This is a genomic window from Ignavibacterium sp. (assembly GCA_032027145.1).
GTDB lineage: Bacteria > Bacteroidota > Ignavibacteria > Ignavibacteriales > Ignavibacteriaceae > IGN3.
Genome location: JAVSMP010000001.1, coordinates 3,015,124 through 3,030,115 on the forward strand (window position 1 = coordinate 3,015,124; position 14,992 = coordinate 3,030,115).

The window sequence follows — 14,992 nt, forward strand, 5'->3', positions numbered from 1 at the left end:
ATTACAATAGAAAATAAAAAAATGATTAACAATAACCTAAGTTTACTTTAAATAATTTTACCTTCTGAAAAAATGAAGTACTGACCCATTACTTTTGCAAAATATTTGGATTGCAATAATTAAACTTTATAGGCTCAGTGAAAGCAAAATACGTCCGTCTAAGCCTGTCGAAGTCGAACATAGCATAAATCTTTATCACACTTCAATACATTCAGTGTAATAAAGTATTATTAACTTTTAAAACAATTAGAAGATTCAGATAAGCACAGCCAGGGCGGGACAAGTCGGTTCGATTAAAAGACTTATCAATTTTATTAACGCTGTTAAAAATGAAGAATATTTTTCTTATGTTTAAGCGTAATAATTTAGAGAGAGTTGTAAAATGAAAAATTTATTTATTCCCTTATTACTGACTGTCCTGTTTGTTTCTCTGATTACAAGTCAAACAAATGCTCAGATTACTTTTCAAATTGGGGCTGGTGCTGGTTATTCGCTCCCTTCAGGTGATTATGGAGGAACTGCAATTGATTTTTATAACGGCACAAAATACGGAATGAGTTCCGGATACAATTTTCACGGTAAAGTTCGCTTAGGTTTATTATTCATCAATGCATTCGGAGAAATCAATTATTCAACTTTTTCCGGTGATGGCGAGATTATAACAGGAAATAATAATAGTACTGTTGATGTTACTAATAAAATTCTTTCTCTCAGACTTGGACCGGAATTTAAATTTGACATACCGCTTTCACCAATAACACCATACTTTGATGCATTTTTATCATTAAATACATTAAGTGGAACGGTACAATTTAAGAGTGCACCAAATGGGTTACCAAGTAATGAAAAAAATATTGAATCTGCAAGCAGAATCGGAATCGGCGGAGGCGGAGGCGTTTTGTTTAGTCTTGGCGGATTAAAACTTGATTTAAACATTCAGTATCATTTAATGAATCTTGCAGGAAAAAAGTTCGATGGTGATGCAACAAAGAATGAAAGGCTTGAATCTTATACTTTTATAAATGATGATAAAGATCCTGCTGCTTTGCTCGGCAGTACTGCACATATTATTTCTGATTCGCGTTCAATTAATGCAATTGAGTTTAAGTTAACAGTGCTTTTTGGTTTATAAAGATTTTTTAACCTGATTAACCCAGCTTATTATTTAAGCTGGGTTATTTTTTTTAAATAATAAAATGGGTTTACTATTCAGACATTTGCTTTCTCAATTTAATTGGATTTCTTTTCGCCTTCCGCATCTTAAGGTTTAACATCTCAACAAAAACACTGAATGCCATTGCAAAGTAAATATATCCTTTTGGAATGTGCTGATGTAATCCTTCTACAATGAGTGAAAATCCAATTAACAATAAAAAGCTTAGAGCAAGAATTTTAATTGTCGGATGCTTCTCAACAAAATCACTAATCGAACCTGAAAAGAACATCATAAAAATTACTGCAATAATTACCGCAATGACCATAACAGCAAGTTCATTTGCCATACCGATTGCTGTTATTACTGAATCCAGTGAAAATACTATATCAAGTAAAAGGATTTGGATTATAACACTTACAAAAGAAACTTTAGCTTTCACCTGGTGGTGTTCTTCCTGTCCTTCTAACTTGGAATGAATTTCCATTGTACTTTTGGCTAGAAGAAACAATCCACCAAGAATTAGAATCAAATCCCTGCCGGATATGCCTAATTCAAAAACTGTAAATAATGGTTCTGTAAGTTTTACAATCAGCGAGATAGAGAACAGTAACAAAATTCTTGTGATCATCGCAAGTGATAGACCAACTAACCTTGCTTTCTTTTGCTCATCGTGCGGGAGTTTACCGGATAAAATGGAGATAAAAATTATATTATCTATTCCAAGAACAATTTCAAGCAATGTTAAAGTAAGCAGAGCTATTAACGATTGAGGATCAGTAATCCATTCCATTAAATTTTTTCTTTCTTCAAAAAAAGTGAATTAAAATTAAGTTTAAAAATAGAATGATTCTAAACTAATGTGCAAAAAAATAATCCCGCATTAGCAGGAATTACAAACTTCTAAAATTCAGTTTTACTGAACCTCTTTATTCTTTAGCTCCGTCTCCTTTTGTTTCATATACTTTATCCTCTTTCCAACACTGCACCAAAGGTCTTAAGTTCAATTTCATTTTCTACTTCGGATGTAACAATTTCTTTTTCAGATTTAACAGTATGATCAATTAATATAGCAGAAGTTGTTTTTAATCCATTTTCTGTCTTAACTGTTTCATACAGATCATAGCTCTTTAAAATAGATGCTTTTATTTCTTTACTCGATCACCGTTTGATTAAACATTAATTGCGAAAGAAAGTAGGAGTGTAAAGGCAAGCAGCATTAAAATGTTTTCATATTAACATTTCAGATTCAGTTGAAACTGCACGATTGCATAAGAAACATAATAATTAACAAAAATAAATCTCCCCCTCTGTTAAATGATACCGACTGATTGTTTGCTTACCCACCCAATTTTTCCATCTTCAAGTCTTATCTTCAGCCAGTCATCAACATTATCTTCTACTTTAACTTTTAATCCTTCGTGCACTTGAAATTCATCATTTGATGTTTGATCGGGAGCAGATTTAACCAGAACAGACTTATTTACAACTATTCCGTATTTTATATTAAACTCTTTATTCATTTTAACAGCAAGTAAAAGAATAGTTAAGAATAAGACAATAAATATTCCAATAGCAGAAAAGACAGCAGCTCTTTGCTGACTAATACTTTTAGAGAAAAAGTATAATACAATTGTTATTAGAAACAGAATGAAAAAAATATAAACTAAAAATGTCCATCCTGTTACTGAGAAAAATGCAAGTAAACCTTCCCATAAATTAAAAATAAAGAAAGGCGGAAGCGTATCTACTTTATCTTTAAGATGCTGTTTTACAAGCTCAAGGTTATGAAGCACATCTTCATCGTTGGGTGAAATTGTTAAAGCTTTTTCATAATAAAGAATTGCATATCCAACCTGTCCCAGCCTATAGTAAGAATTGCCCAGATTATAGAAAAGTGAAACTCCTGTGTAACCATCATCAATTAATTTATTATACTCATCAACTGCAAGCTGATAGCGATTGTTTTTGTAATACTCATTAGCATTCCTCATTATAGATTCTGGATTTGGGAATATATTACAATTAAAAACTATAAGTATAAATAATATTTTCATCATGGTATTTTTCATTTTGAAATATACCTTTCAATATCAATAACAACATCAGAAAACGAATTGAACATTTCATTCATTGCTTGTATCGGGTTGGTATTTGGTGCAAATCTAATATATTCACATTTCTCTGCATTGACTTTCATCTTTCGCACAAGTTCGGGATTAATATTTCTTTTCAGCAACTCATCAACTGCTCTATCAAGTGTAAATTCAGATTTTGAAATTTGGAATTTATCTTCAAGGTAACCAAACAGTGCCTGAGATATTTCTGAATAAAAAGCTTCAACATTTTTCTGCTCTAACAGTCTCTTTGCATTCTTAAATCTTTTTCTTGCAACTTTTTCTGCCTTTGAGTACTGCAGCAGTTTGGTATTACCGTAAAGTTTATCTTGTTTGCGTTTCCAGATTATCAATCCGCCGGCAATAAACAATGGAACAATACCAGCAATCCAAAACCCTGGCTGCATCAATAATAATTCAGATTTTATATTAATATCATTAAAATCAGTTTTAATAAATCTTATATCACTATCCAGTTGTTTTACAGATTGTTGATCAGTATAAACATCAGCAGTGCTGCTGCCTTGTTCAATTTCCAGAGTAAATTTTTGAGACTTAACTGTTTTATAGGATTTAGTTTCAGGATTAAAATATGAAAACTCTATCTCAGGTATCTCTCTAGAACCGGCTACTCTTGGAATTAAAAGATACTCTGCAGTTTTACTGCCGCTTATTGATCCTGTTCTTCTTAATTGTTCATTAATCTTAGGATCATATTTTTCAACTCCATTAGGCAATTCAAATGGCGGAAGTTCAAGCAGTTTAATATTTCCGGAGCCAGCAATTTCAAGTTTTAAAGTTACCGGTTCGTTGGTTTTAGTTTTTTGTTTATCAATAGAGGCTGAAAAGTTATAATTCCCTACTGCACCTTTGAACGAATCAGGTTTATTGTTTTGCGGTAAAGGTATAACATCAATTTTTAGGGTATTTGATTTAACAGGATACTGCACAATTTCTGATCTTCCGAAAGGATCGCCAAAAAAATCATCCCAAATATTTTGTGGATTTTTTTTCTTCTGAATCTGAATTGGTATGGTCAATTCAAGCGGAGTTACTTCAAGTTTACCTGTTTGAGTTGCAAATAAAGCTACTCTTTTAAGCAGCCCGACTTTATACTGTTTGCCATTTATAACCTCTGTATTAAATGTAATATTACGTGCAGTTTCCAGTTCTTCGGCCCAAAATCCCTGGTATTGCGGAAGTTTATCAACAGACATCTGTGCTGCAATTGTTAATCTTGTATATAACTTATAAGTAACTGTTATCTGCTCGCCCTGATATGCTTTGTTTTTATCTATCGAGGCTTTTATAAATAAGTTTTCAGCTATCTCTTGATCTGATACATCGGATTGTTTTTCATCTTTGGGTTTAACTGTGCCTTTGATAACAGTTATTTTTATTGGACTTGTTGTAAATGTTTGTCCATCAGACTGGATTGAAGCACTGCCAATAGTAAATGTACCTATAGTGTTTGAAAGCAGAATATAAGAAAGTGTAAGTGATGAAGACGAAACACCATTTATTATCTGCATACTTGAAGATTGATTCGGACCCGAAAGCACCTTAAAATTATTAAAAGAAGGGGGATTAAAATTCTTAAGTCTATTTAAATCTTTCCCTTCAAATACAAAACTAAGTTGAAATCGTTCATTCTCGGCTACGGTATTATTATCTACAGTTGCTGTAAATGTTTGTGCAAAACTGAATTGAACAAAAAAAATAAATACCGTTAGTAATAATCTGATAAACATTACCAGTCTTTATCTGTTTTTTTAATTGGTCCGGATTTTTTTCTTAATTGCTTTTGCAGATCTTTTTCATTGTTCTTTAACGCATCAAGAATTCTTTGAGCTTCTTCTTTAGAGATCTTTTCTTCTCTCGGCTGCTGCTGTTGTTGTTTAGTATTATCCTGCTTGCTCTCCTGATCTTTTGGCTGCTGCTGTTCCTGCTTGTTCTGATCTTTGTCCTTTTGATCCTGATTTTGATTTTGCTGCTGCTGATCTTGTTTGTTCTTGTCTTTATTATCCTTATTGTCTTTATCGTTTTTGTTTTGCTGATCTTTATTTTGATTTTTTAATAATTCCAGTGCATAAGACAAATTATACTTTGTATCATCATCAGCAGGATTAAATTTTAGAGCATTCTTGTAGGCTTCAATACTTTGTTCAATCTTATTAGTTTTTAACAATGAGTTGCCGATATTGTGATAGATTTTTGCTTTTTTGTCGTTATCTTTTGCACCTTCCAAAGCACTATTAAACGACTTTATTGCATCTTCATATTTTTCTTGTTTGTAATAAGTATCACCAAGATTAAAATTCGCTTCAAAACTTCCGGGTGAATTTTCAACAACTTTTCTGAAATCTATTTCTGCATCACTAAACTTTTTTTCTTCATATTTATCTACACCCTTGTTAAGTGTACTTCTGTTTGACTGCGTAAATCCATAAAAGTTTAATAATAATAACAGAACTAAAATTGTTTTAATGTTAATAATATTCATACTCATTAAGTTTCAATTCCAAGTTTCTTATTTAGTCTGGTAAAGAACGGTGATCTAATATCAGTTATAAATAATTCAATTATCAAAAGCAAAACAGCCGGTATTAAAAAGTAATAAAATCTATCCTCGTAATCAGTAACTTTTTTTACTCCAAACTCAGCTTGTTCAAGAGCAGAGAGGTCACTATAAATCTTATCAAGATAGTCTTCATAATTATTACCTCGATAATATTTACCATTACCTTTATCAGCAATTTCCTTCAATATGCTTTCATTTAGCTTGGTAAGAACAGTTTCTCCTGAATTATCTTTTTTAAAACCTACCTGATTTCCCCGATTATCATAAATCGGGATTGGGAGACCATCGGGTGAACCTAAACCGATTGTATAAATCTTTATTTCTCTCTTTGTTGCCTTTTCTATTGCATCATCAATATCGCCTTCGTGATCTTCACCATCAGTAATAATAATTATCGCTTTATCAGTTGCTGCAGAATCAAACGCCTGAACTGCAAGCGTTATGGCTGAAGCAATTGCAGTGCCTGGCTGCGGTACTGAATTAAAGTCAACCGCAGATAAAAAAAGATTCGCAGCCGAATAATCAGTTGTTAAAGGAAATTGTATGTAAGCCTCACCCGAGAAAACAATCAATCCAATTCTGTCGCCTCTTAGCTTCTGAATCAAGTTTGAAATCTGATATTTTGCCTTTTCCAATCTGTTTGGTTTTATATCTTCAGCAGCCATACTTCTTGAAACATCAAGCAGAATATAAACATCTATTCCGGTTTGCTTTACTTCAGTCATTTTTGTTCCAACCTGCGGTTTTGCAAATGCAATTATCAGCAAAGAAAATACTACTAACAGCATTGCAAATTTTAGTTTTGATTTTGTACTGCTGTATGAATAAAAAATAACTTTATGAATTTCCTTATCAGCAAATTTTTCCAATAGTCTTTTTCTGTTCCTGTTAAAAAGTACATAAAGCAATATCAAAGCTGGAATCAGCCACAAGGCAATTAAATACTCAGGGTTAGCAAATCTAAACACTATGGCAGTTTCCTTAAAATTGTTTTTGATGTAAGCAGTTCAAATAAAAGTAACCCGAAACCTATTAACAACCAGGGAGCAAAAAGCTCCTGAGCATTTTTAAAAGATGTAATTTCAATTTTTGTCTTTTCCATCTTATCTATTCTTTGATAAATCTCCTGTAAAGCTTTATTATTTGTTGCTCTGAAATACTCACCGCCTGTAATTTCAGCAATTTTTTTTAAGATAACTTCATCAATTTCAACCGGTACCATTTGATACCTTGTACCGAATGGAGTTTGAACAGGATATGGAGCTTCACCTCGAGTACCAACTCCGATAGTATATATCCTAATACCAAATGAAGCTGCTATTTCGGCTGCTGAGACAGGATCAACCTCTCCGGCATTGTTTACACCATCAGTTAGCAATATTAAAACCTTGCTTTTGGCATCACTGTCTGTAAGTCTATTAATACCATTTGCAATTCCATTGCCTATTGCGGTACCATCTTCAATCATTCCGGTTTTGATATCATTTAAAAGATTCCTGAGTACTGAGTAATCAATTGTTAAGGGACATTGTGTAAAAGCTTCTCTGGAAAAAATTACCAATCCGATTCTGTCGTTTGTTCTTCCCTGAATAAAAGTATCAATTACTTTTTTAGCTGCATCCAATCTGTTTGGTTTGAAATCCTCAGCAAGCATGCTGCTTGAAATATCCAGTACAATTGAGATATCAATTCCTTCAGTGTTAACATTCTGACCGGAAGAAAAGTTCTGTGGTCTTGCAAGGGCGATAATTAAAACTGCCAGTGCTGCCATTCTTACAATAAATGGCAGATGTCTTAATTTAACCCTTAAAGTTGAAGGTACTTTATTAAATATTTTAGTTGAAGAATAAGATATAGCAGATTTCTTTTTTCTCCCTTTCCAGAAATACCAGAAGATAAGTAAAGGTATAATCAGCAAAGAGTATAAAACCCAGGAGTAAGCAAATGTTATATCAGTAAACATTTTCTTTCTCCATATTTTCAGTTTGCTCTGTTACTGCTGTTTTGTTTATAATAGTTTTAGCCTGTTCCATCATTTCAATATTAACTTTTTCCATCGGAATATATTTAGCAAACTTTACAAGATCTGCATTATTCAAGAACTGCTCTGTAATATCAGACACCTTTGTCCCTTTGCGATGGCGTTTAAGCAGAGCTAATGATTCCGTTGTGGTTTTTTCAAGTGCCGGTAAACCGAATTGTTTTTCAAAATACCAGCGAATAATTTCAGTAATTCTTGAATGATAATCTTTTATAAATCCATTCTGCCACAGTTGTTCCTTTTCAAGCTGTTCTAATTTTTGCAATGCTAATTGATGAGCAGGAATTTTTTCTATGCCATTATCAACTTTTATCTCTTCTTTTTTCCGAAAATATTTATGCCAGATAAAGTAATAAACTAATAATGATAATATTATCAATCCGATAAATATGTAAAGAAGAAAATAATAATTAAATAATCTGATAGGCGGTTTAATATCTTTAATATCTTCTTCAACAGAAACATTTAATCTGTGCACATTAAAACTGACAGGATTTGATTCAATAAATTTTAATGTTGTATCATTTTCAGTTCGGTATTCAATTTTAATCGGCGGAATAGTTACTACTGCAGAATCATACATCGAAAGGACGGAAAAATAGTTGACTGTTCTCTTAGTCTCAGATTCTTCAACAATAGGTCCATCAATAGATAATACATTAATATTTTTTAGTGTATCACGAAAAAAAGGATTTATAATATGAACATTTTTATTCATTGTAATTACAAGTGAATATTTAATATAATCGCCAATAAGATAATCACTTGAATCAGTTGATGCTGCTGCTGTAATCTCTTGAGCAAATGAAGACTGTGTAAGAATAATAATTAAAAAGATGAATAAAATCTTATTTACCATTTTCTCGCCCGCCTTCTGAAAAACTGAACCAACGGCTGGATGTAATTTGAATCTGTTGTTACTTCAATTTTATCTAACCCGCTTTTAACAAAAACAGAATTTCTGATTTTTTCATTTTCTTTACGCACAGTTGAAATTGTTTCTCTAACTTTTCTTGAGCTTGTATCAATCCATCTTTCATTACCGGTTTCCGAATCAGTAAGTTTGATCAAACCAATATTCGGAATTTCCTTTTCTCTTTTATCGTCAAGCACAACACCTATAAGATCATGTTTCCGTCCAACAATTCTGAGAATTTTTTCATATCCTTCATCAATAAAATCTGATATAAGAAATGCAATTGATTTTTTCTTTATTGCATTGTGCATAAATTCTAATGCGCCGCGAAGATTAGTTGATTTACCTTCCGGTTCAAATGATAATACTTCACGAATAATTCTTAATACGTGTTTTCTACCTTTTCTTGGAGGAACAAATTTTTCGATCTTATCGGTAAATAAAATCAAACCGACTTTATCATTGTTCTTTAAAGCAGAAAAGGCAAGAATAGCACTAAGTTCTGCGGCGATCCGCTGTTTAGTTTTACTAACAGAGCCAAACATCAAAGAACCGCTAAGATCAACCATAAGAATAACAGTAAGTTCACGCTCTTCTTCAAATATTTTAATGTATGGATGCCCAAACCGTGCAGTTACATTCCAATCAATATTTCTTATATCATCACCAAACTGATATTCGCGGACTTCAGAAAATTCCATTCCACGCCCTTTGAAAACAGAATGGTATTCACCTGAAAAAACCTGATTGACCAGCCCTTTGGTTCTTATTTCGATTTGTCTGACTTGTTTTACTAAATCTTTAGTAAGCATTACTGATCTTTATAAACTCATTAAAAAATATTTCGGTTAAATAATCAATTGCCGTCAATTAAAAGAGACGAAGTTTAATGATTATTTAAGGGACAACAACCTTATTCAGGATATCCTGAATAACATTTTCACTTGTAATTTCCTCAGCTTCTGCTTCATAAGTAACAGCAATACGATGTCTGAGAACATCAAAACAAATTGCTCTGACATCTTCAGGAATAACATAACCTCTTCGTCTGATAAATGCCATTGCTTTAGCACCAACTGCAAGATTAATTGTAGCACGCGGTGATGCTCCGTAGCTAATAAGATCTGAAAGATTATTTAACCCGAATTGTTTGGGATTACGTGTAGCAAATACAATATCAAGGATATATTTTTCAATTTTTTCATCAAGATAAACTTCATTAAGTAAATGTCTTGCTCTCAGAATTACATCCGGAGAGATAACCGGATTAATTACTGTTTCAACCATTGCCATATTCTGACGCATAATTGAGAGTTCTTCCGCTCTTTCAGGATAAGTAATTTTTATTTTGAGCATAAACCTGTCAACCTGTGCTTCGGGCAAAGGATATGTTCCTTCCTGCTCAATTGGATTTTGTGTTGCAAGAACTAAAAATGGTTCATCTAATTTAAAAGTAGTTTCACCAATCGTAACTTGTCTTTCCTGCATCGCTTCAAGAAGAGCACTCTGAACTTTTGCCGGTGCTCGGTTAATTTCATCAGCAAGAATAAAATTAGAAAAGATAGGACCTTTACGAATTAGAAAATTTCCGTCACGTTGATTATAAATCTGAGTCCCGATTAAATCGGCAGGCAGTAGATCAGGTGTAAACTGAATTCTCTGAAACTTAGCTTTCATTACCTGTGCAAGAGTTTTTATCGCTAAAGTTTTAGCAAGACCAGGAACTCCTTCCAGCAAAACATGTCCGTTACCCAGAAGTCCAATAACAAGTCTTTCAACCATAGCTTTTTGTCCAACTATTACCTTACTGATTTCACTCATTAGTATATCAATAAAAGCGCTTTCCTGCTTTATCTTTTCATTTAATGCAACAATATCCAAAAGGTTACCTCATTATTTGTTAATTATTTTAAACTTGAATTTATTTACGATTAGACGCTGGCAAACTTATAAATGTTGCGTTTTTTTTACAAGAATTTACCTTGCTTTAAAATAAAAAAGGACGGCTTTAAACCGTCCCTTTTAATAATCCTGATTGAAAAATTATTTGATAAGTATCATCTTTTTTGTAGATGTGAAAGCAGGTGTCTCAATTCTGTAAAAATAAACTCCGCTTGATAACTTACTTGCGTTAAAATCAACCTCATGATTACCTGCAGTCATTTCTCCATTTATCAGAGTAGCGACTTCCTGTCCGATGCTGTTGAACACTTTTAAGCTTACATTTGTTTGCTCAGGAATACTGAATCTGACAGCAGTACTCGGGTTAAATGGATTTGGATAGTTTTGTTCTAAAGAATATTCTGTTGCTACACCAGGTAATTCTGAAACACTGCTAACCAGATGTTCGCCATCAAAATAAACATTACTCGAATAATTTGATACTAAACCAGTATAAAGTAAAGCTGAAGATTTTGTACCTGATGGATTATAAACTGCAACAACAGGTGCATTGTAAATTGAAGAAGTAAACTCATTTACTTTATAATTCCTAACACCTAAACTACCTGGTCGACCTCTTCTAACTACAATCGTATCTCCTGAACCTAATTGGTAAGCACCAACAATAAAATCATTTGATGTTGAATTACTATCTGATGAAATTGCAACGAATTTTACATTACTCTCACTTAATAAACTTAAATAGTTATAAGTTGACCAGCTACTTCCTCCATTATCACTATATATGTATCTAGCAACATTATTTTCGATAACGGCAATAACTGCCAGTTTAGGTAGTGAACCAGCGTTCTGAACAATTGTAATACTTGGTTTTAAATATTCATTGTCAGTTCCTGTTGTAAGTGTGTAGCGGTGAAAACCTGTTGATAAAGTCCAAGGAGTTGCTATAACTCTTAATTGTGACTTTATACCACCAGAAAATCTTCTCTCAACAGCAATATATAAAGAATCTATTGAACCTTTTTTAAAATCAGCTACAGGAAAAAAATCACTCCATGTCGGATAATTGTCATTAATATTTACTTTTGTAAAGTCTGAACCCCAATTAACAGTTTTACCTATTACCAGTGATTGACTTTTTGAATCACTATTAGAATACTCACCACAAACAACTCCGAAGTATGTTGCTGACGTCCAGTATTGCCCATCACTAACCGCAGAAGGATAAAGTAATTTATTACCTGCATCAGGGCTAAGAATAGTTGATCCACCAGTCCAATTAGCACCGTCACTACGTACAGAAACAAATCCTATGCTAGCATCATTAAAATTAGAATTTTCTGATCTTGAATAGAACACCAAAATTGTTGATGAATCCGGATTACTAATTCTATTTTCGACTAATATTGAAACCTGTCCAAAGTATCGTGTTGAACTGCTAATACTAGAAACAGTACTCCAACTTGATCCACCATCTGTTGATTTGACAATTTGAATGTATCCATTAATTCCTGTTACTGGTCTTCGGATAAAAGCAGCGTAAAGCCTGCCATCTTCACCAGTTTTCATATCTATTCTTCTGTGGTCGGTACCGGTAGAACCAATATCGCCGTTATATAACAGCACATCATTTGCAAACCACTTTGGTTGATAAAATGCACCTTTGGATTCTTCTAATGGAAAATCACGATCATCAGAATTTGGTTTAGATATCTGATCTTTATAGAGCTCATTTAATTTAGTTCTTAAAAGATTTTCTTTGTTTTGATTGCCTGTTTCAATTGCTTCTTTCAGTTCATTTTCAAGCCGGGCATTTTCAGAAACATCAACTATATTTGAAGAAGGATACTGTTTTTCAATTTCCGTCCCCGAATATTTTTGAAATTTCATCTGTCCATCTTGTGCAAAGCTGGTAATCGAAATAAAGGTAAAAACAAAAAAAAGTGAAAGTAAAGTTAAGTATTTGTTCATAATACAATCCTTAATTAATGAATTAATAAATTAGTTAGTTAGTTTGTTGCTATTAGTCTATATCAGAATTATTTGTATTCCGGAAAAGATTTGCAATTTCCGGTTTAACCTCATTCCAAGCAGTTTTCAATTAAGATTTTAAAGAATAATATAAATCCCAATCTTTATTCTGTTCAGATTGTTTAATCTTTTGTTGTAAAGATTGAATAAGTTCAGGAACTTCAAATTGAAAATTTTGACTTAAAAGTTGATCACCCTGTACGAAAATAATTTGGGGTAAAAATACTATAAAGCAGAAAACAAAAAGAGAAAAAGTATTTTTTTTCACTATGCACCCTTTGATTTATGAAACAGATATATTTGCTTGATAGGTTATTAATTTTTCGAATTAGTTATACAATTAATAGCCATTTTATTTTAAAAAATCAAAAATAATTGCCAACTTTTTTATAAATTAAATGATGTATGCAAAATGATTACTATCGTGAAAAATCATCTGATATTAATTGATATAATGCATCTCATAGTTATTCTATTGCTCTTCAGTGCATTATGTTCGCCAATATTATGCCAAAATAAAAAGTATGCTATAGTTTCAAACAATGGATTAAATGGAAAATCTGACCGAAACAAAATTGAATTTCTTACAACTTTACTTAAAAAAGAAAGCAGTACTAATGGTATTATTATCTTGGGAGATGTAGTCTCAACGCATTCTTTGGATGATCTTGGAGAGTTCCAGTCCTTTATTTCTGAAAATAATTTTAATATAAAAATAATTCCCGGTTACAATGATTACTCAAGTAATATTCTTAGTCCTTATCTGATCAAACAGGAATTAAATGAACAATTCTTTTTAGTTAAAGATCAGAACAGCATTTTATTAGGTTATAGTTCAGTTATTCCATTTATTAAAAGTGCCGGATATATTGATATTGAGACGCTTAATTATTTAAATGAAGAGTGCAAATCAATTAAAGATAAATTGATATACTCTTTTTCAAATCTACCTTTAAGTAAAGTAATCAATAAAGCTTCACTAATTAAAGAAATCGGGAACAATAAAATTATCCACTTCTATCCGGAGGAAAATAAATTTGTTGTTAAGAATGATTTTGTACTTGAAATAGGATTTCCCGGAGCAGATAAAAACAATAAACCGATCTATCATCTTGTTGAAAACAAAAATGATTCAATCTTTGTAATAAAAAAGTATTTTGAAAATGAAAACACAGAACTTCAGTTTTCAGAATCATTAAATAAGTTAAAGATTTTACCCAAGCAAATTACAGAAACCAAGAATATTAACCCTTTCATTAAAGTGATTACCAAGGTTGATTATAGTTCAACTTCTACAACTAAAGTTAACATTGCTGAAAACAGGATTTATGTAACAATTGATAACGGGTTAGTTTATCTTATAGACTTTAATGGAAAGGAGAAATTTGTTTCTGAAATATTTGGTGATATTAAAACAAACCCAGTTCTCTATAGAGATTTGTTTCTTGCTGCAACAGTTGGCGGAGATCTTTATTCACTAAATTCAAACAACGGCGAGGTTATTCAGGTTGCAGGTATTGGTGAAAATATAACATCTGATTTATCGATAATTGATTTAGATAAAACAGTTAAAAGTGTTGTATTCGGCACAGCAAAAGGAAATATACTTTCTTATGATGCTTTCACATTTGAAATTTTATGGAATAAAAAATTGTCTGATAAAGCAATTATATCAAAAGCAGTATATGAAAATGATAAAATAATTTTTATTGATGCTTCATATTCTGTTTATTGTGTTAATTCAAAATCGGGAGTATTAATCTGGAAGTATGTGCAAAAATCATCTGATAATATTGCTTATGATTTTCCGTTAATTATTTCATCTAAGGTTTTCGTTTTGTCGCCTGAAGGAAATGTTATTGCGCTTGATTTGCTGCAAGGTAAAATAGTATGGTCTGCTGATATAAAAACTGATATTAAAAAATTATATATAAATAAAACCAAATCACATATTTTTGCTCTTAACAGTTCGGGGAAGATTTTTGCAGTTTCAACAAATGATGGAAAAGTTGATTACAGCATTGAGTTAAACAAATCCGGTATATTTTCGTTTGAGATTATTGAATCAGATTATGATGTTATTATCGGTTTGTCTGATGGATCAATTTTCAGAATTTCTGGCAATAAAAATATTAAACAAATTATTGAACCGGCATTTACACCAATAACAGGTTTGGCACATCTTAACCAGAATCAGATAGTTGTTAAAACCCTCGACGGTAAACTTAGTATCATAAAAATAATTGAATAA

The 14,992-nt window shown here is 31.9% G+C and carries 13 protein-coding genes; 2 read left to right on the forward strand and 11 right to left on the reverse strand.

Annotated features, from left to right (window positions below):
* Positions 1–382 precede the first annotated feature (382 nt).
* Positions 383–1,132, forward strand: a complete 750-nt coding sequence (locus tag ROY99_12710; protein MDT3697236.1) for an outer membrane beta-barrel protein — start codon at positions 383–385, stop codon at positions 1,130–1,132.
* Positions 1,133–1,205: 73 nt separating this feature from the next.
* Here the strand turns inward: ROY99_12710 and ROY99_12715 are convergent, their stop codons facing one another.
* The 11 genes from ROY99_12715 to ROY99_12765 form a co-directional block, all read right to left on the reverse strand.
* Positions 1,206–1,946, reverse strand: a complete 741-nt coding sequence (locus tag ROY99_12715; protein ID MDT3697237.1) for a TerC family protein — start codon at positions 1,944–1,946, stop codon at positions 1,206–1,208.
* A 520-nt stretch (positions 1,947–2,466) separates the two neighbouring features.
* Positions 2,467–3,147: a tetratricopeptide repeat protein gene (locus ROY99_12720; GenBank protein ID MDT3697238.1), complete on the reverse strand. Its 681-nt coding sequence runs from the start codon at positions 3,145–3,147 to the stop codon at positions 2,467–2,469.
* A gap of 74 nt (positions 3,148–3,221) precedes the next feature.
* Positions 3,222–5,021, reverse strand: a complete 1,800-nt coding sequence (locus tag ROY99_12725) for a BatD family protein (protein MDT3697239.1) — start codon at positions 5,019–5,021, stop codon at positions 3,222–3,224.
* Positions 5,021–5,779 (reverse strand): tetratricopeptide repeat protein, encoded by a 759-nt coding sequence (locus ROY99_12730; GenBank protein MDT3697240.1) that lies wholly within the window; start codon positions 5,777–5,779, stop codon positions 5,021–5,023. The genes ROY99_12725 and ROY99_12730 overlap by 1 nt, the downstream gene beginning before the upstream one ends.
* Positions 5,779–6,819 (reverse strand): VWA domain-containing protein, encoded by a 1,041-nt coding sequence (locus ROY99_12735; GenBank protein MDT3697241.1) that lies wholly within the window; start codon positions 6,817–6,819, stop codon positions 5,779–5,781. Before ROY99_12735 ends, ROY99_12730 begins: the two co-directional genes overlap by 1 nt.
* On the reverse strand, positions 6,819–7,814 hold the full coding sequence (locus ROY99_12740; protein MDT3697242.1) for a VWA domain-containing protein: 996 nt from the start codon (positions 7,812–7,814) through the stop codon (positions 6,819–6,821). The genes ROY99_12735 and ROY99_12740 overlap by 1 nt, the downstream gene beginning before the upstream one ends.
* A complete protein-coding gene (locus ROY99_12745; protein ID MDT3697243.1) occupies positions 7,804–8,751 on the reverse strand; it encodes a hypothetical protein in 948 nt (315 codons plus the stop codon). Before ROY99_12745 ends, ROY99_12740 begins: the two co-directional genes overlap by 11 nt.
* Positions 8,745–9,620: a DUF58 domain-containing protein gene (locus ROY99_12750; GenBank protein MDT3697244.1), complete on the reverse strand. Its 876-nt coding sequence runs from the start codon at positions 9,618–9,620 to the stop codon at positions 8,745–8,747. The genes ROY99_12745 and ROY99_12750 overlap by 7 nt, the downstream gene beginning before the upstream one ends.
* 85 nt (positions 9,621–9,705) lie before the next feature.
* Positions 9,706–10,689 (reverse strand): AAA family ATPase, encoded by a 984-nt coding sequence (locus tag ROY99_12755; protein MDT3697245.1) that lies wholly within the window; start codon positions 10,687–10,689, stop codon positions 9,706–9,708.
* Between the two features lie 162 nt (positions 10,690–10,851).
* Entirely contained in the window at positions 10,852–12,681 is a 1,830-nt protein-coding gene (locus ROY99_12760) for a T9SS type A sorting domain-containing protein (protein MDT3697246.1), read from the reverse strand.
* Between the two features lie 130 nt (positions 12,682–12,811).
* A complete protein-coding gene (locus tag ROY99_12765) occupies positions 12,812–13,009 on the reverse strand; it encodes a hypothetical protein (protein MDT3697247.1) in 198 nt (65 codons plus the stop codon).
* 144 nt (positions 13,010–13,153) lie between these two features.
* Between ROY99_12765 and ROY99_12770 the strand changes: the two genes are divergently transcribed.
* Positions 13,154–14,992 carry a PQQ-binding-like beta-propeller repeat protein gene (locus ROY99_12770; GenBank protein MDT3697248.1) on the forward strand — a complete coding sequence of 613 codons (1,839 nt, stop codon included), beginning with the start codon at positions 13,154–13,156 and terminating at the stop codon, positions 14,990–14,992.